The sequence below is a fragment of the Pseudomonas sp. MN1F genome, assembly GCF_009391885.1.
Taxonomy (GTDB): domain Bacteria; phylum Pseudomonadota; class Gammaproteobacteria; order Pseudomonadales; family Pseudomonadaceae; genus Aquipseudomonas.
In genome coordinates this window covers 1-25246 of sequence record NZ_VZII01000040.1, presented here as the reverse complement: position 1 = coordinate 25246, position 25246 = coordinate 1, and the positions used below count along the sequence as shown (strand labels likewise).

The window sequence follows — 25246 nt, the reverse complement described above, 5'->3', positions numbered from 1 at the left end:
CGGCCTGATCCTCGGTGGTTCGATCAGCCAGAGCAACTTCCTCGGTACCGGTAACAAGGTGTCCATCGGCCTGACCCGTTCGGAGTACCAGACCAAGTACAACTTTGGCTTCGTCGATCCTTACTTCACCGAAGACGGCGTAAGCCTGGGTTACAACCTGTTCTACAGCAGCACCGACTATAGCGACTACTACAGTGACGGCGTGTCCTACTACGCCATCAACAGCTACGGCGCGGGCGTCAACTTCGGCTACCCGATCAACGAAACTTCGCGCCTGACCTACGGCCTGACCCTGCAGCACGACGATATCAACCCGGGCACCTACAGCGCCGACGAGATCTACGACTTCATCCAGCGCGAAGGCAAGAGCTTCAACAACCTCAAGGCCTCGATCGGCTGGTCCGAATCGACCCTGAACAAAGGCGTACTGGCCACTCGCGGCCATTCCCAGGCCCTGACCCTGATGGCGACCACGCCAGGCAGCGACCTGTCCTTCTACAAGCTCGACTACAACGGCCAGACCTTCCTGCCCGTGAGCAAGGACACCACCCTGCGCCTGCACACCACCCTGGGCTACGGCAACGGTTACGGCTCCACCGATGGCCTGCCCTTCTACGAAAGCTACACCGCAGGCGGCCAGGGCTCGGTACGCGGTTTCAAGGACGGCACCCTTGGCCCGCGCAGCACCCCGGCCACCGGCACCTATTCAAGCGCCGGCCAGGCCTATTACTCCGACCGCGACACCGACGTGCTCGGCGGCAACATCCTGGTCACCGGCGGCGCCGAATACATCTTCCCGATGCCATTCATCAAGAACCAGAGCCAGCTGCGCAGCTCGGTGTTCGTCGACGCCGGCAACGTCTATGCCGACACCTGTTACCTGTCCACCACCCAGGGTTGCGGCAACATCGACCTGAACCAGCTGGCGGTGTCGCTGGGCGTGGGGGTGACCTGGTACAGCCCGATGGGGCCGCTGAGCTTCAGCCTGGCGGCACCGCTGAAAAAGCCAGACAACGCCGAGACGCAGATCTTCCAGTTCTCCCTGGGGCAGACCTTCTGACTCGCCGCGGACAAATTACCGGTTTTTACCCTCGCTTAACCCAAGTTGACAGTCACCTTGCCTAAGCTGAGAGACATATGAACATGCCTTGCAGGTAACCCCATGCCCCCCTTCGCCCCCTCCGCCCTGGCCTCGGCATTGCACGAAGACAGCCATGCCTCGTTGCTCGACCTGGTGCAGCAGCGCCTCAGTTGCGTGCTGGGCCCACGCTACACGGTGATTCTCGCCGCCAGCGGCGATAACGCCAGCCACTACCACCTGGCGATCCAGCACAGCCAGAGCGGCCTGTCGCTGGAGGACAACGGCAGCATCGGCCCGGGCTGCGCCGAGCGGCTGCTGGCCCTCGGCGGGCAGGTCAAGGCCATGCTCGAGTCGCAAACCTTCGCCCGCATGGGCAGCGACGACCCGACGCGGCCACTGGTATGGCTGAGCGACATGGCAGATTCAGCCGGGGACTGATTGCATGAAACCGCCCAAAATCCTGAAAGCTTTGTAACCTTTTCAACTTGTTCCTCATTCCAGCTGCTCCCTATATTCCCTGCCGACCGCGATTCACGGAAGCGCAGAATGAACATCTTGAGCAAGGCAATCATGGCCTCGGCAGTGTTTACCATACCGCTGCTCGCAGGCTGCACGCTGAAACTGGTTCAACCGCACGATGCGCAGCTCTATACCAACACTGAGCAATTCTACAAAAGCGCAGCCAGCCTGTTGTCCAAGGGGGAGCAATCAAGCCCTGCAAACCTGCAGCAATTGGCAGCATTGTCGGCTCAGCACGTCAACCCGCACCCTGGGCATTACAGCCAATTCCAAGCGGCCTACGAGCAGCTTGTGATCGAAAGCAATGCCCTCATCCTGCGCTCACTGGCCAACACTGGAACGCTGAGTACACCCGGCAAGCAGTTGCAGGCCGGCGTCGAGCGATTGCTGCAGCAAGGCCTCAGCACACAGTGCGACGCGCTGCAGCGCGACTTTCCCGACGCAGACCTGACCACACGCAATTACATCGACCTCAAGTGCCTGGTCGTCAAATGGCAAGGCGAGCACCGTCAGGCCAGCCAGCAAATTCTGTACAAGGCCACCTGGCAAGCGCGTAACAACACGCTCTTTGACGGGATACTGGCCATCCAGTCTGCCGAAACTTCCAAGCACCGTGCGACAGGGGAAAATCGATGAGCAACCTTATCAACGGTGTCGACTTCGATCGTGTCACCGCAGAGGCGATCACTGCAGCACGAGGCATTGTTCGAAACGATTGGCCAAGGCTCCAGGCCTGTGTGGAAATGCTCGGTCGGGGCATGGCCAACGATGCGCGCTTTCTGAAGCGTCAGCTGGAAGCGGGCGCACTGGATCATGCCGCAGCCCGCACCTTCCTGGAGGACCGCAAGATCGTTGCGCGCCTACAACTTCGCGCCCTGGCCATTATCACGCTGCAACTGGCCGAAGACATACTCGATGCCATGACTGCGGTATTCACGTCGGCCATCAACCGGATGCTGGGCTGGGACCTGCTTTAGGCAAGTGCTCAAGGAAGCAGCGCTACAGCACCCACGGTTGCAGCTAAAGCGCTGAACGGCCTGAACTTTTCCACGGCAACTTGTCTATCTGGACATGCTCAAGCTCGCGGTGGGCGCAGCCTTACGGCGCCGCGCAACCGCATGTTCAATGACAACCTGGGGGTTGCCTACGCTCATGAAACGCCATATCCCGAGAATCCTCTTCGCCGGCCTGTTCGCCCTGGTGGCCATGGGCTCTGCAACCGCAACGCCCATGCACGCCACGCATGCGGCCTTGGCCACTGAAAGCAATGTTCAGGCGCCGGCCAAGCCCGCCCAGAGCCCGTGGCCGAACCTGGCCAGCATCGCCGATGGCCAATCCGGACCGCTGCTCGCCCACGATGATGACCGTTACTGGCGCGACGGCCGCTGGCACTACCACAGCGAGGACCGCCGCCGCGAGGAATGGCGCCGGGCCCAATGGCGTCGGGAAGAGGCGCGTCGTGAGGCCGAGCGCCGCCGCGACTGGGAACGCCGCAACGAACGCGCCCACCACTACCATGATGACCACCGCTACTACCGCCGCTAAGCGCTGGCGGCCAGTTGTGCCCGGCAGCTCAACGATGTGCAGCACCCGGCCGCTGCCGGGCTGTGCAGTGAACCGTGACGATTACGCCCGGCGGCGGTCCAGCAGTCTGGCCAGCGTGAAGGTGGCAACCACCGCCAACACCACGGCAGCGGCGATGGACGGCACGGTGCCCCACTGCTCGATGAAGCTGTTCAGCGTCAGGTAGAACCCCAACACGCCCACACCACCAATGGCGTTACCGCGCACGATCGCGCCCAGCTCGTGGTGCCCGCCCTGAACATGGGCGAACACCGCCAGGGGCCAGGCGATCACCGGGATCGGCGCCAGCAGGCCGCTGGCCACCGGCCCCAGCCATTCGGCGCTGGCGGTGATCGCCACCAGCAGCGCGGTGGCCGTGAGCATGCGCATCGGGATCACCCAACGCGGCAGCTGCACCACCTTGGCGGTGCCGATGGGTGCCGGTTGCGAGCTGACGACAATGATCAAAGTGAGCAGCGCCAGGGTAACCACCACCGACAACGCTACCCAGCCCAGGTGGCTCATCAACGCAGCCATGGCCGCGTAAACCGCCAGCGCGGCGATGCAACCGGGGAATGCACCGATCCGTCGCGTCACCTGGTAGTAGAACAGGTAGGTCGCCTGCACCGCCGCCAGGCCGGCCAATGCCCCGGGCACTGCCTGCAAGGCAAAGCCTGGGCCCTGTTCAAGGCTCAGGAACAGCACGACCAAGGCGGAAGTGACCGGCAGACCGGAGAGCAGCCCGCCGATTTGCGTGCCCCAGCGCTTGGCTGCCAACGAGATGGCCAGCATGAGCGTGGGGGTGATGAGAAACTTGAGGTAAAAGGCAGTCATGGGGAGCTAGAGCATTTCGACAAGGGAGGGGCCAGGTGCATCGGCGCCCCCATGCTAAACGATGCGCGCTGGCTTTTCGCGGTTTTCTCAGCCGCCCGACTGCGCGACCTCGGCCATTACCTCGGCCCGCGTGGTCACGTTGCCGAAGTGGTGCTTCCAGAGGTCGGTGCCCAACTTGCCGGAGCGGTCCAGCGATGAGCCGACGGTCAGGTCGGTCACCAGTGTCGGGCAGAGCCCGGCATCAAACAGCGCAAAGCCTGCCGCCAGCACACAGGTTTCAGTCTGCATGCCGCACACCAGCACGCGCTCCACGCCCAGTTGGCGAATGTGGGCGATGGCCTCGGCGGTCTGGCCATAGCCATGCTTGATGAACACCTGGTCCACCTCGACCAGGCACTCGTCCTCGGCTGCCGGGTGCCAGCCGAGCTGGCGCTGGAACGGCGTCACCTGCTCATCGTGCAATTCCACCGAGGCGATCGACGGAATCCTCGCTGACAACAGACGAATCCCGTCCACCAGCCATTCGGGGGGGCTGAAGGTGGATTGGACATCAACGATGAGCAGAACCTGCTGCATGAACGACTCCTGAATGCTTAAAACGACCGCGGAGTATATCTGTTTGAATGGCTGCTGGTGGAACCTGCCCGGCACTGTGTATGCTGGCCACGCCCGAGCCCGATGCACCGGAAGCCCCTATGCCCGTTGACCTGCAAGCACTTTACCCCAAGCTGATCCAGCTGATGCTGGACACCGTGTTCGTGGTCGACCGGCACAACACCATCGTGTTCGTCAGCAATGCCTGCGAGGCACTGCTCGGCTACCGCGCCGACGAGCTGATCGGCACCCCGATCACCCGCTACATGCACCCCGAAGACCTGGAAGCCACGCGGGCTTCGATTATCCGGGTGATGAACGGCCAGCCCCACAGTGACTTCCGCAACCGCTACCTGCGCAAGGACGGTGGCGTGGTGCACATTCTCTGGTCGGCCTTCTGGTCCGAAGAGGTGGGCGCGCGCATCGGCGTGGCGCGCAATGTCACAGCGCTCACCCAGGCCGAGCTGGAGTTGCGCTTCCTCGCCCACCACGACCCGCTGACCCGGCTGTGCAACCGCTCGCTGTTCAACGAACGGCTGGCCAGCGCCTTGCGCCAGGAGCGCCCATTTGCACTGCTGTTCCTGGACATCAATGACTTCAAGGGCATCAACGATGTGCACGGGCATGCCATCGGTGACCAGGTGCTGTGCGCCGTTGCACGCCGCCTGGAGGACTGTGTCGGCCAGCAGGACACGGTGGCGCGCATGGGCGGCGACGAGTTCACCGTGCTGCTGACCGGCTTGAGCGCGGCAGGCGCGGTAACCGAAAAAATGGCCCAGATCCTCACCGCCATGGCAGCGCCACTGGCCAGCGGGCCCCGTGCGCTGCCCATGCCGTCCTGCAGCATCGGCGTGGCCTGCTACCCGGCCGACGGCGCCGACATCGACACCCTGCTCAACTGCGCCGATGGCGACATGTACCGCAAGAAGCGGCGCCGTTCCGCGCTTGGGTAAGCCTGCGCCGTTAATTGCTGCCGGTGAGGTAGCCGCTGTGGCATGCTTTGCGCCCCGCACGACCGGCCCACACAGGTACCCCGCCATGACCCAAGCCACCGACCAGGCATTCTACGACCGCGCCGATGCGCATATCGACCTGGCCAACCAGCAACTCGACACACTCGCCGACATCGGCAAGGTCAGCGCCTCGATGACCTTTGCCGCCAGCCGCTTCAGTGCCTGGCTCAGCGCCCGCAACTTCAAGTCCGGCGCCGAAATGGCCGCCGCCCGCGAAGAAATCCTGAAGTACTTCAGCGAACAGTACCGGATGATGCTGGAAGACAACGTCGATGAGTACATCGAGCAGTTCGACCGCTACGTGCTGGGCAAGGAAAACTAAGCTTCAGACCCTGAACCGCCCCACCAGCGCCGTCATCTCCCCGACCAACCCTGACAACGCCTGGCTGGCCACGCTGGTCTGCTGGGCACCCACCGCCGACTGGCTGGACAGCTCGCGGATGTTCAGCAGGTTGCGGTCCACCTCGCGCGCTACCTGGGCCTGTTCCTCGGCTGCGCTGGCGATCACCAGGTTGCGCTCGTTGATCTCGCCGATGGCGCTGTAGATGCCTTCCAGCAACTGGCCTGAAGCCAAGGTGACGTCGAGTGTCGACTGAGCCCGGCTGGTGCTGGCCTGCATCGAGGCGACCGCCGCCTCGGTACCTTGCTGCACGCGGCCGATCATCTGCTCGATTTCCTGGGTCGAGGCCTGGGTGCGGTAGGCGAGCGTGCGCACCTCATCGGCCACCACGGCAAAGCCACGCCCGGCATCGCCGGCGCGGGCCGCCTCGATGGCCGCGTTGAGTGCCAGCAGGTTGGTCTGCTCGGACACCGAGCGGATCACCTCAAGCACCTTGCCGATATCCCGGACCTGCCCCACCAACTGCTCAAGATGGCCGCTGCTGGTCTGGATCTCGCGGGTCATGGCCTGGGTGCCGTCGATGTTTTCGCTGACTTGCTGACGGCTTTGCTCTGCCAGCTGATTGGACTCCTGGGTCGCCTGGGAGGTCGTGACGGCATTGCGGGCGACCTCCTCCACCGCCGTGGTCATTTCGGTAACGGCGGTGGCCGCCTGCTCCAGCTCCTGACCTTGCTGGCGCAGGTTGTTGGCGCCTTCTTCGGTAATCGTGTTCAGTGCACCCGCCGCCTCGGCCAGCTGCCGGGTGCAGCTGCTGATCTTGCCCAGGGTATCGCGCTGGCTCTGCTGCATGCGCTCCAGCTCATGGAACAGCTGGCCGATCTCGTTGCGTTGCTGAGCCTGCACCGGCACGCTCAGGTCGCCACTGGCAATGCGCTGGAAATGCTGGCCAGCTTCGCGCAACGGCTGCAGCACACGCTGGGCGATAAAGGCCCAGCACAGGCCGGCGAGCAGCAGTGTCACGGCCAACAGTCCCAGGCTCAGCTGTTGCGCATGCTCCAGGCGACGGTCGGATTCCTGCATGATCTGCTGCCCGCGCTCGCTCAAGGCTGCGACCAGTTGCTGGCGCAGCGCCTGCAGCCGGCCCATGGCATTGCCGGCATCGGTGTTGACCTTGAAGTACTGCTCCAGCGAGCGTTGGCGCGTGGCTTCGCGCTGCCCGGCCACCGCCTTGGCGTACTCGCCGAAGGTGGCTTGCAGCTCGCTGGCCACTGCGTGCAGCGCCGGCTCGCGTACGTTGTCGACGAACTCGTCGACCAGCTTCTGGCTCTTGTCGTTCAGCTCGACCGACATCGCCATGCGCTTGTTTGCACTCTCATCGTGGCCGCCCAGTTGCTCGATGAACCCCGAAGACACGTTGGCACTGGCGCGGATCGCCATCAGCAGCGCATTGTTCAGCCGGTCCGACTGGTGCGCGGTCTGGTCGAGTTCGGTGATCTGCTGGTCGCTGCCCAGCGCCGCCCGCCAGGCACTGACGGTTGAAAACAGCAAGGTCAGGCTGAACAGCAACAGCACCCAGAACATTCCGGTACGGATCTTCAGGTCGGCAAACATGCGGGCGGTACTCCTTTTGTGCTTGTAGACGCCACTTCTGGTCGAGGTTTCGACGGTGGGTCAGCAGCTATCGGAGTTGCCGCCGCAGGCTTGAGTGCGCCAATGCGGCTTGTGTTCGGTAATCGAACGGATGTTGCTGGCGCGCGCCTCGCGCTAGGGCTGCAGCACCGGCATTGGGTTGCTCTGCCCGAGCCGTTCGTCATAGCGCAACAGGCGCCCGGCGTTGGTCAGCACCAACAGCGTGCTGAGGTTGTGCAGCAGCGCGGCGATCATGGCGCCCGCCGCCCCCAGCAGGCCGAATGCGGCGGCAACGACAATCGCCAAGGTCCAACCCAGGCCGATCAGCACATTCACCTGGAGTGTGCGTCGGCACTGGCGGCTAAGGCGGATACAGGTGGCCAGGCGCCGCAGGTCGCCGTTGATCAGCACGATATCCGCTGCGGCCAGGGCAATGTCGGCACCGTTGGCGCCCATGGCCACCCCGACCACACCGGCCTTCAGGGCCAGCGAGTCATTGATACCATCGCCCACCACCAACGGGCGGAAGCCCAGCTGCAGTTCCTGGTTGACGTGGTGCATCTTGTCTTCCGGCAGCGCTTCGGCCACCACACGCGTCATGCCAACCTGCTCGGCAATGGCTTCGGCGACACGGCTGCGGTCACCGGTCAGCAGCAACTGGCGCTGCAGGCCGAGCTCGCGCAACTGCTGCATGGCCTCGGCAGACTCGGCCCGCACGTTGTCGGCCAGCAGCAGCCAGGCGAGGAACTGCCCGTTCAGCGCCAGGCCGGCAATCGGGCCGTCATGCTCGGGCACGGGTGGCACCTGCAGGCCCAGCTGGCGGAACAGTTCCGGGCGCCCCAGTGCCGCTTCACCCTCGGCCGTGTGCGCCACCACACCAAAGCCCTGGCGTTCGTGGATATCCAGCAAGGCCAGGTGCTGCTCATGGGGCACCAGCGCCGCCAGGGCCCGGCTGACCGGGTGGCTGCTGGCGGCGCCGAGGCTGGCCGCAAGGTTGACGATTACGGCCTGGGGCACTGCCGCCGCAGTGCTGACCACGCTGCGCAGACGCAGGTCGCCGTAGGTCAGTGTGCCCGTCTTGTCGATCACCAGTGAAGACAAGTCGGCCAGTTCTTCGAGGAAGGCCGAACCGCGAATCAGGATGCCATGCCGGGCAGCGACGGCAATCCCCGCCACCGCCGTCGCCGGCGCCGACAGCACCAGCGCACAGGGGCAGGCAGCCACCAGCACGGCCAGCATGGCCTGGGCATCGCGGGTGATGAACCAGGTCACGGCGGCAATCAGCAAGACCAGCACCAGGTAGCGCCCGGCGTGGCGTTCGAGCAGCCGGGTAATAGGCGGTTTGGCTTGTTCGGCGCGCTGCATCAGGGCGATGACCTTGCCCAGGGTGGAGTCATCACCAACACGGGTCACCTCTACCCGCAGCAAACCGTCCAGGTTGATCGAGCCACCATGGATGTCCATGCCGCTGGCCACCTCAAGCGGTACTGCCTCGCCAGTGATCGGCGCGGTATCCAGGCTGGCCTGGCCCTGCAGGACGCGGCCGTCGGCTGGCACACGGTCACCGGCGCGCACCTCGACCTGGTCGCCTGGCTTGAGGCTGGCGTTATCCACCTCGCGCACCTGGCCATCGGCGTCGATCAGCCGCGCATGGCTGCGGGTCAACTGCCCCAGTGCGGCAATGGCCTCCTGCGAACCCAGCACACTGCGCTCTTCGAGCATGTGGCCGAAGATCATGATGATCGGCAGCAGCGCCGCCGTGGCCAGGTCGCCAGTAGCCCAGGCCCCCAGCATGGCCAGGGCGATCAGTTGATCGGTGAGGCCATGCAGGCTGGGGTGCAGCAGGCTGTACCAGGCCGAGCGCAACACCGGAACGGCCACCAGCAGCGAGGCGCCGCCCAGCAGCAGTTGGCTGACCCCCTCTTGCGTCGGTGCCAGCCAGCGCCAGACCAAGCCCAGCGCCAGTAACCCGAGGGCCAGCATCGCCAGGCTAAGCTGGCGTGCGGCCGTGCGCTGCTCGGCCTGGGACAGCAGGCCGGACGTGAGGGGGGTGTGGGCATGGTGATGATGCCCGTGACCACAATGATGAGTACTCATCGCGAGCAGCTCCAGAAATGGGAAAAAGGCATCGAACTCATTGCGCGGGCCCCTGCAGGATCATGTGCCCGGCGTCATCTTTGTTGACGGTGGTGACCGACCCGGCACGCGCCAGTATCGCCGGCACTCGCTCGCGGTAGAGGCGCAGCAACAATTGCGGATCCTGTTGCTGGGTCAGGCCAACGATCGTCGCGGTGGCGGCCTGGGCGCGGGACAGCCGCTCGCTGGCTTCGGCCTGGGCCACTTGCACGGTGCGGTCGGCGGCCTGGGTGGCCTGCTGCAGTTGATGCGCGGCATCATTACGGGCCCTGGCCACCGCCTGCTCGGCCTGCTGGCTGGCAGTGAGCACGGCGTTGAAGGCGCTGACGGCCGACCATGGCAGCGATGACTGGATGTCAACCCGCACCACCTCGACACCCAGGCTGGCACTGGCCGCACGCAGCCGCGCCAGGCTGGCGTTTATGCCCTGCTGCAAGTCACCACGCAGCCGCTCACGCTGGTCAGCCAGCCCGGCGTCACCGCCGACCAGCTCAGGGCGTGCGACCAGGATCGCATCCATGTCGCGCGAGGCGCAGATCTGTACGGCGTTACGTTCCACCAGGCGGTCCAGTGCGGGCTCTACATGCTGCCCCTGGCGCGCATAGGCGTAGGGGTCACTCACCGTGTAGAACACCCGCACGTCCAGCTGCACGGCCCCGGCATCGCCGGTCAGCAGGTAACCGGAGCCCGCCGTGGCATCGCTGGCCAGCGTGCCGTCCTTGTCGGCTTTCTGCGCAAGCTCCGAGCGCAGCAGCAATCCCACCCGGCGTTCGGTGACCCGCGCTGCCGAGGGCAGCATCACCACCTGCTCGAAGGGCTCAGGCCAGGCCAGCAACAAACCTGCGTTCTGGATGCGCTCCTCGGCCCCCAGGCGCAACACAACGGCACGGTTTTCCGGGCCTATCTGACGCACATTGCCAAACAGCCAGCCCACCGCCGCCAACAGCGCCACCCCATACAGCGCCAGGAAGCCGATACGCCCCGCTTGCAGCCAGGGGCCGGCGGGCAGCCTGGCCGACAACGGCTCACGGCTGGCCATGGTCAGCCCCCGCCGGCAGCACAGGCCCCTCTACCAGAGCGCGGAACGGTGCCGCGTCGGTGCGCAACACCAGCTTGGTGCCGGGGTTGATGACCGAGCCGAGGGTGTCGAGCGACCGCAGCAAGGTGTAGAGCTGCGGCGCACCGGCATAGGCCTTGGCGTAGATGTCCGCCGCCTGCACCTGCGATTGCGCCTGGATCTGCGCGGCCTTGACGCTGGCATCGGCCTGCAGGATGCGGGCATCACGCTCGGCGGCCGACTGGATCTCGGCCGCCTTGCGCTTGCCTTCGGCCGTGCGCTCGGTGGCAATGGTCTCGCGTTCGGCGCGCATACGGTCAACGGTGGCTTCGAGGGTGACCTTGGGCAGGGTCAGGCGCTCGATGCCCACTTGCACCACACGCACCCCATAGCTGTTGATCAGTTGCTGCTCGATCTGCTCACGCAGGCGCTGCTCGAAGCCATCGATGCGCACTCGGCTGGCATCGACGTTGACCAGGTCGGCCAGTTCGAAACCGCTGGCCGTGGTTTCCAGGGCCGAGCCCACCAGGGTGCGGATCTGCCGCGCCGCCTCGTCGGGCTGGTTCTGCACCGCGCGCATGAACAGCTGGATGCTCTGCGGATCGGCCGCCACCTGCCAGGCGACATAGGCCTGGACGATGATGCGCAGGCCATCCCGCGTGCCGACATCCTGCAGCCCGCTGGAGGTGGTGCGCAGGCGCAGGTCGACCGGTACCGCGGCCTCGAACGGCACGGGCCAACGCCAGTTGAGCCCGGGCTCGATCAGCACCCGCGACGGGTTGCCGAAGCGCGTGATGACCGTGGCTTCGCCGACACGCACCTGCACCAGACAGGCCGTCGCGGCCATGATCAGGACCAGCAGCAGCGCGACCCCGACACGCAGCCAGGCGGGCCGGGCACGGTCATGGTTATCGGCATGATCGTGGTCGTGATGATGGTCGTGATTGTGTTCGTGGTCATGGTCATGACCCTGTGCAGTATGGGAACTCACTGGTTACGCTCCTGGGTACGGCCGGATGCGGGTTTCGCTTGCGAAGGGTCGATGGGTGCGGCAAAGCTGCGCAGGTCCAGGGTCGGCGCCTGGTTCGCCGCCAGCCGGTGATCGATGATCAGGCTGCTCGCGTGCGCCATGCCTTGGGCCAGCCGCTCCAGGTACTGTTCGAGGATGAACGCCTGGCCGGCATGCAGCCAGGCGGTATGCTCGGCGTCGAAGCGCAGCGCGGCGGTGTCGGCTTTGGTCTGGGTTTCATGGGCTTCGGCCATGGCCTTGTCGGTCGCCGACGTAGCGTTCTGGCGAGCCTCGTCAAGTTTCTGCGCGGCGTGCCCACGGTCACGGGCGACCAGCGCCTGGGCGGTGATCTGCGCGGCCTGCACGGCATGGTAGGCATTGGCCGCACCGGCTGGCGGGTGGATGGCCTCCACCGAAGTTGCCAGCAGTTCCACCCCGGTATCCATGCGGTCGAGGTCGGCCTGCACCGCACGGCCGATGTCACGGCCGAGCTCGGCACGCTCGGCACCCAGCAGGCCATCCAGCGAGCGACCGGCAAAATCGTGGACCAGCACGCGGTTGGCAACGCTGCGCAATAGTTGCTCGACATTGGCCGTGTGATAGGCCGCCGCCAGGGCGGCCGCGTCGCTCAGGCCGATGCGGTAGATGAAGCGCACATCCATATTGACGATCTGGAAGCCCTGGCGCCCGCCATCGGCCCCGGCAATCACCTGCGAATTCTCGCTCAGGTGCGTGGCGTCCCACAGGCGGTTGGCGGTTGTCGGCGGCGCACCATCTGCAGCCGCCAGCGGTTCGCTGACACCCTCGGCCGTCGTGGTCGCCAGTTCATGGATGGTGCTGTTGTCCACCGGCAACACCTTGCCAAACGGCCAGGGCAAACCGACATGCAGGCCTGGCGGATACACCGCCACGGGGTTGCCAAAGCGTTCGTAGACCCCGCGATTGTTGGTCGGTACCTCGACGATGCCGGTCAGCAGCCAACCGACCAGCGCCACCAGCGCCGCCACCGGCAGGAACGCCCGGCGCATGAAGGCGAAGGCCCAGACCTGGCGCAGGTCGATGCCCAGGCGCTCATGCAGTTCATCTTGCAGCACGGCCAATGGCCGCGGTGGCCATTGCAGGAAGTCGCCCGCCAGGCTGCGCGCCACCAGCGCTGGCTCTTCGCCTGGGCGCGAGGGGCGGAACATCGCCAGCACTGCCCGTATCAGCAGTTCGAGCGCGGCCAGGCCTGGCAGCAGGCCGATCAGCACCGCCAGGCGGGCCGGCCACAGCCGCTCGCCGTCAACCCAGACCAGGCAGGCAATGGTCAGCACCTGCACCGCGATGACCAGCCGCACCGTGGCGGCAAGCGCCGTAGCCTCGGGCCAGGTCGCCTCGCTTTCAGCCATCAGGTGGCGTTCGAGCACGACCAGGCAGAACGCAAAAACGGCCAACAGGCCGATGGCAACCCAGGTCACCTGCCCTGCTACCGTCGGTGTCGGCAAGTCGAAGCGCCAGGCCCCCTTGACCAGCAGCAGTGCCAGGCACGCCAGGCCAACGAGCCAGGGGGTTTCTGCGCCAAGCCTGCGCCATTGCCGTCGGCCGGCATCTGTCATGTCCCGGCACCAGCGATCGAAGCGGCTGAGCGACTCCGGCTCCACGGTCTCGCCGGCCGTGCGCCAGAACAGCAGTGGGGCCGGCACCTGGCCCATGGCAGTCGCGCGCCAGCTGGCAACCTGCCAGGCCGACTGCGCGGCGCCGGCCAAAAGCAGCAGCACGGCGGCGTTGACGGCGAGCAGGACCCGCCAGCAGGAATCCGGGGTGAATACCCCGATCAGCCCCTGCAGCAACGCCATCGGCACTGCAACCGCCAGCGCCAAGTACATCAACTGCCTCAACCTGCGCGCATGGACCGTCGCACGTTGAAAACGAGGGTAAGCATCGAGGTCGGCGGCCTCAGTGTCTAGATCGACTCTCATTAAGACTCCAGGAAATGCCAGGCTTCGCACGTCATGAGCCGAGGGAGCTGAAGGCCACCGGTGACGAACGGCGTAACGTTATAACGACAAATGTAAAAAAATTGTCGCAAAACGTAAAATTGGCATCTGGGTCTTTAAGTGTAGGCCGCAAGGCATGCAGCGCCTATCAGATCGAGCGCCGCCCGCGCGGCGCTCGATTTCGAAAGCGCTGAAAACGGCGCGCCGAACCCCTGCTGGCCTCCCCCAATAACCTGCTCAGACGCTACGCGTCACCCCACCATCGACCTTGATGTTCTGCCCAGTAATGTAAGCAGCACCGTCGCTGGCAAGGAAGGCGATGGTGGCGGCGATCTCCTCTCGAGTGCCGTAACGCTTGAGCGGTACGCTGTCGCGGCGCTGCTCAGTGGCCGGCAAGCTGTCGATCCAGCCGGGGAGCACGTTGTTGATGCGCACGTTATCGCCGGCAAAATTGTCGGCGAAAATCTTGGTGAAGGCGGCCAAGCCCGAGCGGAACACCGCCGATGTGGGGAACAGGTCAACAGGCTCAAAAGCCCACGCGGTGGAGATGTTGATGATCACCCCACCCTTCTGCTTTTGCATGTAAGGCGTCACCAGCCGCGTCGGCCGGATGACATTCAGCAGGTAGGTGTCCATGCCCTTGTGCCAGTCTTCGTCGCTGATCTCCAGGATCGGCGCGCGCGGGCCATGGCCGGCGCTGTTGACCAGCACGTCGATGCGCCCCCATTTCTCGACCACGGCATCCACCAGGCGCTGCAGGTCTTCGACCGACTGGTTGCTGCCGGTGACGCCGATGCCACCCAGCTCGGCGGCCAGCGCCTCGCCCTTGCCCGAAGAGGACAGGATGCCGACCTTGAAGCCGTCAGCGGCCAGCCGACGTGCCGCTGCTGCGCCCATGCCGCTGCCACCGGCGGTGATGATTGCCACTTTTTCTACAGACATGTTGCCTCCTGGGTAATGAAACTGTGCTGTTGCAAGTGTCATCACACTAGCAGCCGCTTGCTGGGCCAGGGAGGCAGGCAATGTTTGAAAAGACAGTAGATTAACTATCGCCTACCTGGCTTTTGAGCCACGCTCTGACAAGGCCCAGTGCTGGCGCCTCCTGCGCCTTGCGGGGCCATACCAGGTAGAACGCCTTGTCCAGCCGCAGCTGCTGGGGGAACACTTGCTCCAGCCTGCCCGCAGCGATGTCGTCCTTGACGAAGGCATGGCTGGCAAGGGTAATGCCCTGCCCGCCTATGGCGGCATCAATGGCCAGCGCTGTCTGATTGAAGCGCACACTCTTCGACGTCGGCTGCGGATGATCAGGGAAGAAGGCGGCCGTGAATTGCGGCCAGAAGTTGTGCCCGTCGTGCAAGGCGACATAACGTTGCAACGCGGCAAAGCTCTCTGGCTTGCCCATTTCGGCCAACAATGCCGGGCTCGCCACCGCGACGATTCGTTGCTCCATCAGCAACTCCACGTTCAACCCGCCGCCGAACGGCGGCTGACCGTAGCGCACGGCGATGTCGACGCCATCGGTATGGAAATGCGCAAGGCGGTCGGTGGCCAGCAGGCGCAGATCGATGTCGGGGTGGGCCTCGGCGAAGTGGCCAAGCCTTGGAATCAGCCACTTCGAAGCAAAGGTAGGCGTCACGCTGACCGTAAGCTGTGACGGCGCCGGGCGCAGCAGCCGGGTGGCTTCGTCGATCATCCCCAGGGCGCTGCGGATGCTCGCTGCATAGCCACGCCCGGCATCGGTCAGGCCAACGCCCCGTGGCAGGCGCTCGAACAGGCGCACCTGCAGGCTGGCTTCCAGCCCGCGCACCTGCTGGGCCACGGCCGCCTGGGTCACGCCCAGCTCCTCGGCGGCGAGGCGGAAGTTCAACTGACGCGCCACCACTTCGAACACACGCAGTGCATTGAGTGACGGCAACCCGGGGAAACCTGCAGGCATGGGAATGGAATTTCTATCGGCGAAGGTCTCCCGAGGCTACCGCCATCACCTCGGCTTTGGAAGCGGTGCCAGTCGACGATCCATCGCAAAGGCCCCGACTGGCGGTATCCTGTTGCATTGGTGCTCAAAGGGAGAAAGGAATGTTTTCATCGGAACGGCTGAAGGGGCTCGACGTGTTCGTCGCCGTCGCTGACCTGGGCAGTTTCACTGCCGCGGCCGAACGGTTGAACCTCACAGGATCTGCGGTGAGCAAGGGGGTGGCGCGCCTCGAGGAACGTCTTGGGGTACGACTGTTCAACCGTACCACCCGCACCCTGGCGCTGACCGAGGCAGGTATCACTTTCTACCGCACCTGTACCTCGGTACTGGCCGACCTGGAGCAGGTAGAGCATGCGCTCAGCGCCGAGGGCGACGAGCCTCACGGCAAGGTGCGGATAGACCTGCCGGCCTCGTACGGCCGCTTGCACGTGCTGCCGCTGATTCTGGATTTCATCCACCAGCATCCACTGCTGCAACCGCACATTTCGTTTACCGACCGCTTTATCGACCCACAACACGAAGGCATCGACATCGTCGTGCGCATCGGCGGCCCGGATGCCTGGCCAGCCAGCCTGGGCCACCAGTTTTTCGGCGCCCAGCGCCTGATCTTCTGTGCCGCACCCGGCTACCTTGCACAGCAGGGTGCCCCGCAAAGCGCGCGTGATCTCGATCAGCATCACTGTGTCGGCTATGGGCACGGCGACGGCCAGGTCAGCCCGTGGTTCTTCAAAGGCCGCCAGCCGGGAGAGATGGAGCGGCGTACGCCACAGGCGCGCATCGCCGTCGGCGATGGCGAAGGTGAAGTGGCCGCTGTGCTCGCTGGGCATGGCATCGGCCAGCTACCAACCTGGCTGACCCAGCGGCACATCGACCAGGGCACGCTGGTCGAAGTGCTGCCTGAGCTGGCAACGGACGGCCTGCCGATGAACCTGGTCTGGCTGAAAAGCCGTGAGAACCAGCCCAAGGTCCGCGCCCTGCTGGACTACTTGCTACCACGGCTGGCGCCCCATGGCAGCCGGCCAGGCGACAGCTGCCAGCCCTAACGCTCCGGCGCGAGGTTGCGAATGACCAGCGCCAGCAGCAGCGCAAGCACCGCAACGGCAGCGGCCACATAGCCGAGGTAGCCGATGCCCAGGTTCGACACGGTCATGCCGCCGACGATGGCCCCCACGCCAATGCCGGCATTGGCCGCCGAGACATTGCTGGTACCCGCCAGCGCCTGTGCATGGTTGACCGACTGCATGACCCGCACCTGGCTGACCGGGTAAAGCGCAGTATTGGCGATGCCCCACAGCCCGAGCGCAATGCAGAACAACCAGCCCCCCTGAGCCAGCGGAACGGCCGCCGCCATGCCCAGGGCAAGCAGCGCGAGGAAGCCGATGGTGGCTTTGATCGGCGAACGGTCGACGGCCCTGCCGCCCATCCAGTTACCCACCAGGCCAATCGCGCCAAAGCCCATCATCCACCAGCCAACATCGGCCGGGGCCACGCCCGCGACACGTTCGAGGATGTCGGCCAGGTAGGTGTAGGCGATGAACATGGCACTGAACACCACCACCGAAAGCAGCACGTTGGCCAGGAAACAGGGCTCCTTGAAGATGCGTGCCTGCTTGAGGAAATCCACCTTGGCCGTGCGCGCCACGCTCGGCATGAAGACCCACATGGCCACAGCCATGATCAACGACAGCCCGGCGAGCAGCCAGAATGCCCCTCTCCAGCCGAGCGCATTGGCCGCCACAGTACCCAGTGGAATGCCCAGCAGCATGGCTGCCGAAATCCCCAGGTAAACCCTTGAAACAGCCCGTCCCGCCCGTTGCGGCCCGGCCAGTTGCCCGGCAGTTTCACTGGCCGTGCCCCAGAACACGGGCAAAGCCAAAGCCGGCACCACGCGGGCCACGGCAAGCACCCAGAAACTGCTCGAAGCAGCGGCAGCCGCGTTGGCTGCGGCGAACAGCAGCAAGATGCCGATAAACAGTTTTTTCCGCTCCAGATGCGACAGCGCCGCCGTCAGGGGCGGGCCGAAGATCATCACGGTGAAGGCAAACAGCGTCACCAGTTGCCCGGCAACGGCAATCGAAATGTTCAGGTCCCTGGCCAGCGCGGGAAGCAGCCCCACGATCAGGAATTCAGTGGTGACGATGAGAAAGGCGGAAAAAGCCAGGATCGCGATGCTGATTGCTGCGCTTCTGGAAGAGGAAGCAACCTGTGCAGTTGTTTCGTAAGCAGACATTGGGTGGCTCCGGTTGATGGCCTCCCAGTTTATTCAGTCCCGATCAATCAATTATTGGCCAATTCTCATATATCAATGGAATTCAGTTCATTAATCTTGCACCGCAATGGCCTGAGCAAGCGTCCATACCGCCACGCTCATCGAGGAGCGGCCAGCCGGTCGCTTTGCCTGCCCTGGCCAGCCACTGGCACCCTGCCAGCGCCGCGAGCCTTCTGCGCGGCCTGTATCAGCTGAACGTTGCGATTGCGCAGCGCGGTGTTGCTGCCAACCCGCTGGTTGGAGCGCACCGCCAGCACCTCAGCCTGATCATACTGCCCTTGCTCCAGGCGCAGCACGCCCAGGTAGTGCAACGTGGCAGGGTTGTTTGGCTGGATCTGCAGCGCACGCTCCAGCGTGGCGGCGGCCTGGTCCAGCTTGCCTTCCTCATATTGCCGCGAAGCGGCTTCTATCAGTTGGGTCGAGGCCTTGTTGCTGCGCATCGGCGCCGAGTATGAGCCCGCTAGCGCGCCATGGCAGGCGACGGCGCTGAACAACAGGAGCAGTGCTGGCAGCAGGCGCTGGCTTGGCATTGGGGCGGGCACTCAGAAGGTTCGGGAAGCGTCAGGTGAATTCGGCGAGAGCCTACAGACCGGGCCCGCAGGATGAAGTTCCCGAGGTACAATGCGCGACCCACGTTGCACATCAGAGATGCACAATGAACCGCCAGAAGAAACTCAAACAGCTGCTCAAGGCCCACCAGAAAAAGGCCAATGCCAAGCTGGCGCCCAAGAGCAACAAGCCCAGGTACATCAGCAAAGCCGACCGGCTGAAGCTCGAGGCTGAAGCGCCAGTTGTACAGAACGATTCAGACACCCCGGCGGCTCAGGCAATCGCCTGAACCTCGGCCACTTCGATCATCGACGCTGCGTCTGCTTGTTTCATCAAAAAGGGACATCCATTATCGTGAATTCCTTTTCATGACAATGGGCTTGATCGCACACGCAGTTGCCGGCCCAGCGACATACGCCCCCTGACCGCATTGACCAGATCCCCGGTCATTCCCCTCCCGGTCAGTGGCGATTAAACAAATCTTAATATTTCTCAGGTATTTACCACCCTCTTGCCAGTTACTTGCAGCCGGCACTGCCATTGACCTGCAAGCCAACTGAACCATACTGCCTCACGTGGCGACCTCTGCCTTCCCAGCCCCTGACGATAGAGACCTGATCATGGCCCGCCTGTTCACCCCGTCGCCAGGCCTGCGCAACGCCGTGCCCAATCGTTGGGACTGGATCCTCCTGCCGCTGGTGCTGGCGTTGCTGGTGCTTGCCGCCTACGGCGCCATGCAGATGAGCCGGCCGTTCGTGGTCGGTGAGGCGTTGCCGATTTCCCTCGACCCGGTGAACCTGCCCTACTACCTGATGCGCACCATCCTGCGGATGTTCATCGCGCTGGGTTTCTCGCTACTGTTCGCTTTCCTCTTCGCCGCACTGGCGGCCAAGTATCGCGCCGCCGAGAAGGCCATGATTCCGCTGCTGGACGTGCTCCAGTCGGTGCCTATCCTGGGTTTCCAGGCCATCGCCATCGCGCCTTTCATTGCACTGTTCCCCGGCAACCTGCTGGGCGTGGAGTGCGCGGCGATCTTCGCCATCTTTACCTCCCAGGCGTGGAACATGGCTCTGAGCCTATACCAGTCGTTCCGCACCGTGCCGCCTGAGCTGAACGAAGCCGCGCGGGTCTTCCGCCTCTCGGCCTGGCAGCGCTTCTGGCGCCTGGAATTGCCGTTTGCCATGCCCGGCCTGTTGTGGAACATGATGATGTCGATGTCCGGTGGCTGGTTCTTCCTGGTCGCCGCCGAGGCCATCTCGGTGGCCGGGCAGGACATCAAGCTGCCCGGCATCGGCTCCTATATCGCCGTGGCCATCGATCAGCGCAACCTTGGCGCCATCGCCTGGGCCATCGGCGCGATGCTCACCGGCATCCTGCTCTACGATCAGCTGTTCTTCCGCCCGCTGCTGGCCTGGGCCGACCGCTTCCGCTTCGAAGACACCCAGGGCGACACCGCACAGCGCTCCTGGATGCTCGACTTCGTCCGCCGCAGCCGCTGGCTTAACGCCTTCAGCGAGCACTTGGCGAAGGGCTTGCAGAACGCCATGGGCTGGTTCGCGCTGGGCAACGACGGTACCGTGCCGCGGCGCCAGTGGCTGCGCCTGCCAACATGGTGGCCGCGCGCCTGGGACGTGATCCTGATGCTGGCCTGCGCCTTCGCCTTCTTGCGCCTGGGGCTGTTCGTGCATCAGGACGTCGGCTGGGGCGAAGCGCTGCACGTGCTCGGTCTTGGCCTGATCACCCTGTGCCGGGTGATGCTGCTGATCGCCCTCGCCTCGCTGGTGTGGGTGCCGTTGTCGATCTGGATCGGCCTGCGCCCGCGCTATTCGCAGAAGGTCCAGGCGCTGGCGCAGTTCCTCGCCGCCTTCCCGGTCAACCTGCTGTTCCCGCTGGTGGTCTTGCTGCTGGTGCACTTCCAGCTCAGCCCGAACATCTGGCTCAGCCCGCTGATGGTCTTCGGCACCCAGTGGTACATCCTGTTCAACGTGGTCGCCGGCGCCGCCACCATTCCCTATGAACTGCGCCTGGCCGCAGACAACCTCGGCCTGCGCGGCTGGCTGAAATGGAAGCGCGTGTACCTGCCGGCGGTATTCCCCAGCTTCGTCACCGGCGCCATTACCGCCAGCGGCGGCTCCTGGAACGCCAGCATCGTCGCCGAGTATGTCAGCTGGGGCGACACCTCGCTGGTGGCCAACGGCCTGGGCAGCTACATCAAGCAGATGACCGACGCCGGCGACTTCCACCGCATCGCCCTGGGCATCGGCGTGATGTGCATCTACGTGATGCTGTTGAACCGCTTCTTCTGGCGCCGCCTGTACCTGCTCGCCGAAAACCGTCGTTGAGGACCTGCCATGAAACAACCGCTGATCGAACTCAAGGGCGTGAGCAAGGCCTTCCAGGCCTCCGACGGCACCCCGCGCACCATCCTCGAAGGCGTCGACTTCCACCTGCGCGAGCGTGAAATCGTCGCCCTGCTCGGCCGTTCCGGTTCAGGCAAGTCGACCCTGCTGCGGATCATCGCCGGCCTGGTCAACGCCGACCGCGGCACCGTCAACTACCGCGGCCTGCCGATCCACGGCCCGGTGGGCGGCGTGGCCATGGTGTTCCAGACGTTCGCGCTGTTCCCTTGGCTGACCGTGCAGCAGAACGTCGAGCTCGGCCTGGAAGCCCAGGGCGTGAGCGCAGCCGAGCGCGGGCGCCTGGCCGATGCGGCGCTGGAGCTGATCGGCCTGTCCGGCTTCGGCGGCGCGCTGCCGCGCGAACTGTCCGGAGGCATGCGCCAGCGCGTGGGCATCGCCCGCGCCCTGGTGATGAACCCAGAAGTGCTGCTGATGGACGAGGCCTTCTCGGCGCTCGACGTGCTCACCGGCGAAACCCTGCGCGATGACATGCTCGAACTCTGGGAGGAACAACGCATCACCACCCGCAGCATGCTGGTGGTGTCGCACAACATCGAGGAGACGGTGATGATGGCCGACCGCATCCTCATCCTCTCCAGCGACCCGGGGCGGGTGCGCGCGGAACTGCACATCGACTTGCCGCGCCCGCGCAATGCCGACTCTGCCGAAGTCCGCGCGCTGATCGACGAAGTCTACGGGCTCATGACCCAGCGCCCCGAAGCCATTGCCGCGGCGGGCGCACCGCCGGCCGTGGAGCTGGGCTACCGGCTGCCCGACGCCGACATCGCGCGGATGGAGAGCGTGCTCGAACTCATCGCCGGCGAGCCCTTCAACGGCGAGGCCGACCTGCCCCACCTGGCCGAGGAGACCGAGCTGCCCGACGAGGTGCTGTTCCCGCTCTACGAGGCCCTCAGCCTGCTTGGCTTCGTCCAGGTGATCGAGGCCGACATCCGCCTCACGCGCCATGGCCGCAACTACGTGACAGCCCGCCAGGCGCGGCGCCAGGACCTGTTCGCGCGCCAGTGCAAGGGCCGCGTGTCACTGATCAGCTACATTCTCGACAGCCTCCACCTGGAGCCCGCCGGCCTGCTGGAAAAGACCGTGCTCGACCGCCTGACGGAGTACATGGACGCCGAGGAAGCCGAGCGCGTGCTCAAGGTGGCAATCGAATGGGGGCGCTATGCCGAGCTGTATGAATACGACTTCCACACACGCCGCCTGACCCTGGCGCGGGAAATCATGGGCGAGCACTGATTGCGGCGTTGCTGCTCAAGGCCCACTAGAAAAAGGCCAATGCCAAGCTGGCGCCCAAGAACAACAAGCCCAAGTGCATCAGCAAGACCGACCGGCTGAAGCTTGAAGCCGAGGCCAATTCGGCTGCTGACACTGATGCCTTTGCCGCTCAAGGCTGACCTACGGCATCCAGACTTCCCTGCTGACGCAATCTTGGCTTATTGGGTCATGCCTAGTTCGGCATCATCCATCAACGCCTTGGCCATCGCGCTGAGGTAGTGCGAGGCCCAGATCATCATCGGCTTTTCATCCATCAGGCCCAGGATGGTCAGTTCGCGGACATAGCCCATCAGTTCCGAAGCCTGCTCTCGGGCATCGCGGCAGGGTATGCCGGGTTCGATGCGGAACAATGGGTGGCTCTGGTTTTCACCTTGGAAGAAGGTGGTCTTGCCGACGGTGCATTGGGTGTTGTCTGTGGTCATTGGTCAATCTCCCTGAAAATTCTCGAATGCCTGGGCGGGCCTCATCGCGGACAAATCCGCTCCTACAGAGACCGCGCATTACCCGAGGTCTGTGACGCACCTGTAGGAGCGGATTTATCCGCGATTGGCAGGCTCAGGCAACGCATCACCTGAGCCTTAGTGCAAGGTCCGAGGCTCAGTGGGCATCTGCACCTGGATCAACGCGGATTCGAGCAATGCCCGCAACGCCTCCATCTCATGTATCGAGGCCATCATCAGAATCGACGCCGGTGACTTGGGCTGCAGCAGCAACGCCTGATGCACCACCGTGGACGCACACAACGCGTAGTCCGTGGCCTGGATCAGGGTGTCTTCAAGGGAATGAATATCGTGGGGTGGATCGGGGACAATCTTCAACATCGCATAGTACCTTTCGTGGGGCTTCCACCTGCCTGCTGTCAAACAGTCGGGTGGCAGCTGTACATGGGTTGACAGACCGGCGGACTATGCAAGTTCCGGCGCACGCAAGCGTGCCCCACGTACAGCCGCCATATCAGGCGAGCCACATGCATAATACCGTTACGGCCTGTCAAAGCCGTGTCGCTGATGAGCAGCGACACGCCGAGACTAAAGCCCTTGGCAGAGCAGCCGCAACGGAAAATATGTGGGAAGAGTATCTTTGGGAAATGGACTACAAGAAAGGGGCAAAATCTCATTTTTTTTAAACGGTCTGTATAATCCCGCGGCGTTAACCGCACCCCGTGCGGTAGCCGAAGGACCGGCGCCATGACTGAAGCCATTGGCGGCAGCAACATGGCCAAGAATGTATTCGTGCGGGTGGACTGATCGACCGCGGTCACCCAAACGCCAAGTTTTCGCGGGTGATCGCGCTGTCGCTGTAGTCATTGCCCAGAGGCGCCTCGATCCCTTGTGAAAGGTTGAGGCGCCCTGCCCGCCTGATGCACGCTGCTCCGATGAATGCTCACGCATTGCCCGCTGGATCAGTGGCAGTCAGCGTGGCGTGAACGTTCAACTCTTCGGCGATGAACGCCGAGATCATGGCCCGGTAGACCTGTTCCACCACCGCAGGCGAAGCACCCGCCTCGCCTGCCATTACCCGCACCTTCTCGATGACCTGCTCGACCCGCGCCGGCGCGCGTACGTCATCGGTGGTTTTCTTGAAGCGCGCGGCCTGCGTCATGAGCTTGCCGCGTTGAGCGAGCAGTGAAACGAGGCTTCGATCGATGACATCGATGCGCTGCCGGACTTCATCCAGAGAGGTGCACGTTACTTCCATTTTCTTGAATTCCTTTTCATGGGCCGAGATTGATCGTAACCGCAATGGCTGGATTTGCAGACACTCATGGTAGCCATGGGCGAATGTTCGCTTTGGATCTCGGTGCCATTGCAAATACGCCCGAAGCTGCCATAGCCTGCCTTCTCATTAATAGATGCCAATGACGCTGGAGAAAACGTCCAGCCCGCCTACCGTCGCCGAGGTCTGACCTCGGCATTGATGCAAGCTGCTGACGCCGAGTTCGCGCGTCGAGGCATCACCTTCGCGGTCCTGCACGCGACCGAGACGGGCAAGCCGGTCTATGAGCAAAGTGGTTGGGCTGGAACGGCGGAAATGGCCAAGTCAATTGTTTAGCAGTGATCCTTTTCGAGCCTTCGCGGACGCACACTCATGAGCGACATTGAAATACTGTCCTTGTCCCCAGATGGTCGCTACAAAGTCCAGGCGACCCCGTGGGAAGCAGGCAACACGCACTGGCTATTCCCGCCGCAAATCATCGATACCCAGAACGCAAGCGTGGTGTTTGCCTTCGAGGATCGTCTGTGGTCAGCAGACCGCAGCACCTGGTTAAGCCCGACCCGGGTCGAACTGAAGGTACGCAAATACCCCGGCCATCGAGCACCTCTGGGGCTCACGGTGATCATTGAGTGTGAGTTGCGCATCGCTGAGTATGGCGACGGCACGCACATCGAATTGGCCCGCCTGGAAAGCACCCTTGAAGGGATGCTTGATCTGCTCGGCTGAACTGACTTGTCAGGATGAGTGATTGCTGAGGCCCTTGGAGGCAGGGCCTACTCAATGGGCCGCATCAAAGCCCATAAGGCTTTCTGCGCACGTCTTCTCCAGAAAATTAGCCGCAAGCACAGGCGTGCCATCTTTGCTTCTTGCTGCAGTAGCCAAGTCGGCCAATCGCTCCCATGCGTCGGCAGAACGAAGGGGGCTGGCACCCTACGACCGACTCTACCTTGGTAAAACCCTCCCCCTGGATGAACGCATGTTTCACAAAGTCATGGGGCGACGTGTAGCCGTGCGACAAAGCCTGGACGTTGTTCGCGCTGGATATGTAATGGGCAGCAAACATGACCACCGGCTTACCCTTAAACAACGCGGAATCTGGAATATCGCATTTGGCATCGACAGGGTACATGCTGGGCTTCCAAGCACTTTTAAAACTTAGGCCTCTTTGACGGCCGATTGGATCGAAAGCGGCCGGTCGTAGGTGGCTGCTTCCGACCCAGGCTGTGTGAAAACGCAGTAAATACATCGAAAATTCAGAGTCGAGCTGACTGCCTGTGGAATCAGCACGCGAGAG

At 63.9% G+C, this 25246-nt stretch carries 28 protein-coding genes and 2 pseudogenes; 15 read left to right on the top strand and 15 right to left on the bottom strand.

Features of this window, described 5'->3' with window-relative positions; all coding sequences use genetic code 11:
- The 5 genes from bamA to F6X59_RS20050 form a co-directional block, all read left to right on the top strand.
- Positions 1–1060: outer membrane protein assembly factor BamA (gene bamA / locus F6X59_RS20070; RefSeq protein ID WP_152957765.1), on the top strand; the 1060-nt coding region annotated here is incomplete at its 5' end.
- Positions 1061–1162: 102 nt separating this feature from the next.
- Positions 1163–1519 (top strand): hypothetical protein, encoded by a 357-nt coding sequence (locus F6X59_RS20065; protein ID WP_152957764.1) that lies wholly within the window; start codon positions 1163–1165, stop codon positions 1517–1519.
- A 108-nt stretch (positions 1520–1627) separates the two neighbouring features.
- Positions 1628–2236, top strand: a complete 609-nt coding sequence (locus tag F6X59_RS20060; RefSeq protein WP_152957763.1) for a hypothetical protein — start codon at positions 1628–1630, stop codon at positions 2234–2236.
- Positions 2233–2577: a hypothetical protein gene (locus tag F6X59_RS20055; protein WP_152957762.1), complete on the top strand. Its 345-nt coding sequence runs from the start codon at positions 2233–2235 to the stop codon at positions 2575–2577. The genes F6X59_RS20060 and F6X59_RS20055 overlap by 4 nt, the downstream gene beginning before the upstream one ends.
- Before the next feature lie 175 nt (positions 2578–2752).
- Positions 2753–3145 carry a hypothetical protein gene (locus tag F6X59_RS20050; RefSeq protein ID WP_152957761.1) on the top strand — a complete coding sequence of 131 codons (393 nt, stop codon included), beginning with the start codon at positions 2753–2755 and terminating at the stop codon, positions 3143–3145.
- Between the two features lie 81 nt (positions 3146–3226).
- On the opposite strand, the gene F6X59_RS20045 is transcribed toward F6X59_RS20050, so the two are convergent.
- Together F6X59_RS20045 and F6X59_RS20040 are read right to left on the bottom strand one after the other, a co-directional pair.
- Positions 3227–3997 carry a hypothetical protein gene (locus tag F6X59_RS20045; protein ID WP_152957760.1) on the bottom strand — a complete coding sequence of 257 codons (771 nt, stop codon included), beginning with the start codon at positions 3995–3997 and terminating at the stop codon, positions 3227–3229.
- Between the two features lie 87 nt (positions 3998–4084).
- Positions 4085–4573 (bottom strand): cysteine hydrolase family protein, encoded by a 489-nt coding sequence (locus F6X59_RS20040; RefSeq protein WP_152957759.1) that lies wholly within the window; start codon positions 4571–4573, stop codon positions 4085–4087.
- Between the two features lie 119 nt (positions 4574–4692).
- Here F6X59_RS20040 and F6X59_RS20035 point away from each other — a divergent pair, with 119 nt between their 5' ends.
- Both F6X59_RS20035 and F6X59_RS20030 read left to right on the top strand, forming a co-directional pair.
- The gene (locus F6X59_RS20035) at positions 4693–5544 is read left to right on the top strand and encodes a GGDEF domain-containing protein (RefSeq protein ID WP_152957758.1); all 852 of its coding nucleotides are present in this window, start codon (positions 4693–4695) and stop codon (positions 5542–5544) included.
- An 85-nt stretch (positions 5545–5629) separates the two neighbouring features.
- Complete coding sequence (locus F6X59_RS20030) at positions 5630–5926, top strand: DUF3144 domain-containing protein (RefSeq protein ID WP_152957757.1); 297 nt, start codon at positions 5630–5632, stop codon at positions 5924–5926.
- Positions 5927–5929: 3 nt separating this feature from the next.
- Here F6X59_RS20030 and F6X59_RS20025 read toward each other — a convergent pair whose 3' ends face one another.
- From F6X59_RS20025 to F6X59_RS19995, 7 genes are all read right to left on the bottom strand, one after another.
- Positions 5930–7555, bottom strand: coding sequence for a methyl-accepting chemotaxis protein (locus F6X59_RS20025; protein ID WP_152957756.1), 1626 nt, complete (start codon positions 7553–7555; stop codon positions 5930–5932).
- 153 nt (positions 7556–7708) lie between these two features.
- On the bottom strand, positions 7709–9670 hold the full coding sequence (locus F6X59_RS20020) for a heavy metal translocating P-type ATPase (protein WP_152957755.1): 1962 nt from the start codon (positions 9668–9670) through the stop codon (positions 7709–7711).
- A gap of 37 nt (positions 9671–9707) precedes the next feature.
- Positions 9708–10748, bottom strand: a complete 1041-nt coding sequence (gene hflK / locus F6X59_RS20015) for a protease modulator HflK (RefSeq protein ID WP_152957754.1) — start codon at positions 10746–10748, stop codon at positions 9708–9710.
- On the bottom strand, positions 10735–11757 hold the full coding sequence (hflC, locus tag F6X59_RS20010) for a protease modulator HflC (protein WP_372240458.1): 1023 nt from the start codon (positions 11755–11757) through the stop codon (positions 10735–10737). Before hflC ends, hflK (F6X59_RS20015) begins: the two co-directional genes overlap by 14 nt.
- Positions 11754–13733, bottom strand: coding sequence for a protease modulator HflK (gene hflK, locus F6X59_RS20005; RefSeq protein ID WP_152957753.1), 1980 nt, complete (start codon positions 13731–13733; stop codon positions 11754–11756). The genes hflC and hflK (F6X59_RS20005) overlap by 4 nt, the downstream gene beginning before the upstream one ends.
- A gap of 255 nt (positions 13734–13988) precedes the next feature.
- On the bottom strand, positions 13989–14693 hold the full coding sequence (locus tag F6X59_RS20000) for an SDR family oxidoreductase (protein ID WP_152957752.1): 705 nt from the start codon (positions 14691–14693) through the stop codon (positions 13989–13991).
- Between the two features lie 100 nt (positions 14694–14793).
- Positions 14794–15687 (bottom strand): LysR substrate-binding domain-containing protein, encoded by an 894-nt coding sequence (locus tag F6X59_RS19995; protein WP_152957751.1) that lies wholly within the window; start codon positions 15685–15687, stop codon positions 14794–14796.
- A gap of 140 nt (positions 15688–15827) precedes the next feature.
- On the opposite strand from F6X59_RS19995, the gene F6X59_RS19990 reads away from it, so the two are divergent.
- Positions 15828–16769 (top strand): LysR family transcriptional regulator, encoded by a 942-nt coding sequence (locus tag F6X59_RS19990; protein WP_152957750.1) that lies wholly within the window; start codon positions 15828–15830, stop codon positions 16767–16769.
- On the opposite strand, the gene F6X59_RS19985 is transcribed toward F6X59_RS19990, so the two are convergent.
- Entirely contained in the window at positions 16766–17956 is a 1191-nt protein-coding gene (locus F6X59_RS19985; protein ID WP_152957749.1) for an MFS transporter, read from the bottom strand. The two genes, F6X59_RS19990 and F6X59_RS19985, sit on opposite strands and share 4 nt — an antisense overlap.
- Before the next feature lie 137 nt (positions 17957–18093).
- Positions 18094–18537 (bottom strand): tetratricopeptide repeat protein, encoded by a 444-nt coding sequence (locus tag F6X59_RS19980; protein WP_372240457.1) that lies wholly within the window; start codon positions 18535–18537, stop codon positions 18094–18096.
- Positions 18538–18650: 113 nt separating this feature from the next.
- Between F6X59_RS19980 and F6X59_RS19975 the strand changes: the two genes are divergently transcribed.
- From F6X59_RS19975 to F6X59_RS19960, 4 genes and pseudogenes are all read left to right on the top strand, one after another.
- Positions 18651–18833, top strand: a complete 183-nt coding sequence (locus F6X59_RS19975) for a DUF2986 domain-containing protein (protein ID WP_152957748.1) — start codon at positions 18651–18653, stop codon at positions 18831–18833.
- 331 nt (positions 18834–19164) lie between these two features.
- Positions 19165–20886 (top strand): ABC transporter permease subunit, encoded by a 1722-nt coding sequence (locus tag F6X59_RS19970; RefSeq protein WP_152957747.1) that lies wholly within the window; start codon positions 19165–19167, stop codon positions 20884–20886.
- Positions 20887–20895: 9 nt separating this feature from the next.
- Positions 20896–22197: a nitrate/sulfonate/bicarbonate ABC transporter ATP-binding protein gene (locus tag F6X59_RS19965; protein WP_152957746.1), complete on the top strand. Its 1302-nt coding sequence runs from the start codon at positions 20896–20898 to the stop codon at positions 22195–22197.
- A gap of 41 nt (positions 22198–22238) precedes the next feature.
- A pseudogene (locus tag F6X59_RS19960) lies at positions 22239–22355 on the top strand (DUF2986 domain-containing protein); the annotation flags it as partial.
- Positions 22356–22394: 39 nt separating this feature from the next.
- Here F6X59_RS19960 and F6X59_RS19955 read toward each other — a convergent pair.
- Positions 22395–22658 carry a DUF3077 domain-containing protein gene (locus F6X59_RS19955; protein WP_110635053.1) on the bottom strand — a complete coding sequence of 88 codons (264 nt, stop codon included), beginning with the start codon at positions 22656–22658 and terminating at the stop codon, positions 22395–22397.
- 156 nt (positions 22659–22814) lie between these two features.
- On the bottom strand, positions 22815–23057 hold the full coding sequence (locus F6X59_RS19950) for a hypothetical protein (protein ID WP_152957745.1): 243 nt from the start codon (positions 23055–23057) through the stop codon (positions 22815–22817).
- A gap of 146 nt (positions 23058–23203) precedes the next feature.
- Between F6X59_RS19950 and F6X59_RS19945 the strand changes: the two genes are divergently transcribed.
- Positions 23204–23362, top strand: coding sequence for a hypothetical protein (locus tag F6X59_RS19945; protein ID WP_152957744.1), 159 nt, complete (start codon positions 23204–23206; stop codon positions 23360–23362).
- A 257-nt stretch (positions 23363–23619) separates the two neighbouring features.
- Here F6X59_RS19945 and F6X59_RS19940 read toward each other — a convergent pair whose 3' ends face one another.
- The gene (locus F6X59_RS19940) at positions 23620–23934 is read right to left on the bottom strand and encodes a chorismate mutase (protein WP_152957743.1); all 315 of its coding nucleotides are present in this window, start codon (positions 23932–23934) and stop codon (positions 23620–23622) included.
- 177 nt (positions 23935–24111) lie between these two features.
- Here F6X59_RS19940 and F6X59_RS19935 point away from each other — a divergent pair.
- Both F6X59_RS19935 and F6X59_RS19930 read left to right on the top strand, forming a co-directional pair.
- Positions 24112–24288: pseudogene (locus F6X59_RS19935) on the top strand (GNAT family N-acetyltransferase); the annotation flags it as partial.
- 36 nt (positions 24289–24324) lie between these two features.
- Entirely contained in the window at positions 24325–24678 is a 354-nt protein-coding gene (locus F6X59_RS19930; RefSeq protein ID WP_152957742.1) for a hypothetical protein, read from the top strand.
- Between the two features lie 106 nt (positions 24679–24784).
- Here the strand turns inward: F6X59_RS19930 and F6X59_RS28510 are convergent.
- On the bottom strand, positions 24785–25246 hold a 462-nt coding region (locus tag F6X59_RS28510), incomplete at its 5' end, for a hypothetical protein (RefSeq protein ID WP_218572255.1).

What these genes read in the sequence shown, in the direction of transcription:
- F6X59_RS20065 (WP_152957764.1), top strand. Translation starts at nt 1,163, where the DNA reads ATGCCCCCCTTCGCCCCCTCCGCCCTGGCCTCGGCATTGCACGAAGAC.
- F6X59_RS20060 (WP_152957763.1), top strand. Translation starts at nt 1,628, where the DNA reads ATGAACATCTTGAGCAAGGCAATCATGGCCTCGGCAGTGTTTACCATA.
- F6X59_RS20055 (WP_152957762.1), top strand. Translation starts at nt 2,233, where the DNA reads ATGAGCAACCTTATCAACGGTGTCGACTTCGATCGTGTCACCGCAGAG.
- F6X59_RS20050 (WP_152957761.1), top strand. Translation starts at nt 2,753, where the DNA reads ATGAAACGCCATATCCCGAGAATCCTCTTCGCCGGCCTGTTCGCCCTG.
- F6X59_RS20045 (WP_152957760.1), bottom strand. Translation starts at nt 3,997, where the DNA reads ATGACTGCCTTTTACCTCAAGTTTCTCATCACCCCCACGCTCATGCTG.
- F6X59_RS20040 (WP_152957759.1), bottom strand. Translation starts at nt 4,573, where the DNA reads ATGCAGCAGGTTCTGCTCATCGTTGATGTCCAATCCACCTTCAGCCCC.
- F6X59_RS20035 (WP_152957758.1), top strand. Translation starts at nt 4,693, where the DNA reads ATGCCCGTTGACCTGCAAGCACTTTACCCCAAGCTGATCCAGCTGATG.
- F6X59_RS20030 (WP_152957757.1), top strand. Translation starts at nt 5,630, where the DNA reads ATGACCCAAGCCACCGACCAGGCATTCTACGACCGCGCCGATGCGCAT.
- F6X59_RS20025 (WP_152957756.1), bottom strand. Translation starts at nt 7,555, where the DNA reads ATGTTTGCCGACCTGAAGATCCGTACCGGAATGTTCTGGGTGCTGTTG.
- F6X59_RS20020 (WP_152957755.1), bottom strand. Translation starts at nt 9,670, where the DNA reads ATGAGTACTCATCATTGTGGTCACGGGCATCATCACCATGCCCACACC.
- hflK (WP_152957754.1), bottom strand. Translation starts at nt 10,748, where the DNA reads ATGGCCAGCCGTGAGCCGTTGTCGGCCAGGCTGCCCGCCGGCCCCTGG.
- hflK (WP_152957753.1), bottom strand. Translation starts at nt 13,733, where the DNA reads ATGAGAGTCGATCTAGACACTGAGGCCGCCGACCTCGATGCTTACCCT.
- F6X59_RS20000 (WP_152957752.1), bottom strand. Translation starts at nt 14,693, where the DNA reads ATGTCTGTAGAAAAAGTGGCAATCATCACCGCCGGTGGCAGCGGCATG.
- F6X59_RS19995 (WP_152957751.1), bottom strand. Translation starts at nt 15,687, where the DNA reads ATGCCTGCAGGTTTCCCCGGGTTGCCGTCACTCAATGCACTGCGTGTG.
- F6X59_RS19990 (WP_152957750.1), top strand. Translation starts at nt 15,828, where the DNA reads ATGTTTTCATCGGAACGGCTGAAGGGGCTCGACGTGTTCGTCGCCGTC.
- F6X59_RS19985 (WP_152957749.1), bottom strand. Translation starts at nt 17,956, where the DNA reads ATGTCTGCTTACGAAACAACTGCACAGGTTGCTTCCTCTTCCAGAAGC.
- F6X59_RS19975 (WP_152957748.1), top strand. Translation starts at nt 18,651, where the DNA reads ATGAACCGCCAGAAGAAACTCAAACAGCTGCTCAAGGCCCACCAGAAA.
- F6X59_RS19970 (WP_152957747.1), top strand. Translation starts at nt 19,165, where the DNA reads ATGGCCCGCCTGTTCACCCCGTCGCCAGGCCTGCGCAACGCCGTGCCC.
- F6X59_RS19965 (WP_152957746.1), top strand. Translation starts at nt 20,896, where the DNA reads ATGAAACAACCGCTGATCGAACTCAAGGGCGTGAGCAAGGCCTTCCAG.
- F6X59_RS19955 (WP_110635053.1), bottom strand. Translation starts at nt 22,658, where the DNA reads ATGACCACAGACAACACCCAATGCACCGTCGGCAAGACCACCTTCTTC.
- F6X59_RS19950 (WP_152957745.1), bottom strand. Translation starts at nt 23,057, where the DNA reads ATGTTGAAGATTGTCCCCGATCCACCCCACGATATTCATTCCCTTGAA.
- F6X59_RS19945 (WP_152957744.1), top strand. Translation starts at nt 23,204, where the DNA reads ATGCATAATACCGTTACGGCCTGTCAAAGCCGTGTCGCTGATGAGCAG.
- F6X59_RS19940 (WP_152957743.1), bottom strand. Translation starts at nt 23,934, where the DNA reads ATGGAAGTAACGTGCACCTCTCTGGATGAAGTCCGGCAGCGCATCGAT.
- F6X59_RS19930 (WP_152957742.1), top strand. Translation starts at nt 24,325, where the DNA reads ATGAGCGACATTGAAATACTGTCCTTGTCCCCAGATGGTCGCTACAAA.